Source organism: Proteus genomosp. 4 str. ATCC 51469, from assembly GCF_003144375.1.
Lineage (GTDB): Bacteria > Pseudomonadota > Gammaproteobacteria > Enterobacterales > Enterobacteriaceae > Proteus.
This window is the reverse complement of the sequence record NZ_PENV01000044.1, coordinates 1-340: the sequence shown is the minus strand read 5'-3', so window position 1 is coordinate 340 and position 340 is coordinate 1. Positions and strand designations below refer to the sequence as shown.

At 37.9% G+C, this 340-nt stretch carries 1 protein-coding gene; it reads left to right on the top strand.

Going from position 1 to position 340, the window contains the following annotated elements:
* Nucleotides 1-280: hypothetical protein (locus DK866_RS20060; RefSeq protein ID WP_208624206.1), on the top strand; the 280-nt coding region annotated here is incomplete at its 5' end.
* Nucleotides 281-340 lie beyond the last annotated feature (60 nt).

Sequence of the window (340 nt, the reverse complement as noted above, 5' to 3'; positions counted from 1 at the left end):
TAGTGAGTTTGGTCCTGACTATCAAGCTAATTACATTATAAATTTAGAAGATGTAAAACAAGCAACGGGCAGAGAGCGCATAACCGAATCTATGTTAAGCGATTATATTAATTACCTTAATAATCATGGGTTTGTTTCATATTCTGACGGGAGGTTCATCTACCTTTCAGTGAGCGCGAGAACCGTAGTGCCAGTGGGAAATGAAGCTATTCGACTTGGCAATGCTCTTAATGTTTTCAGAACTAGAGCGCAAATGAATGGTGACTATAACAACTTATAAGGACGATCCTGTGCCACTTACACATAGTCACTGTAAAGATGAGCTAAAAATATTTGATGA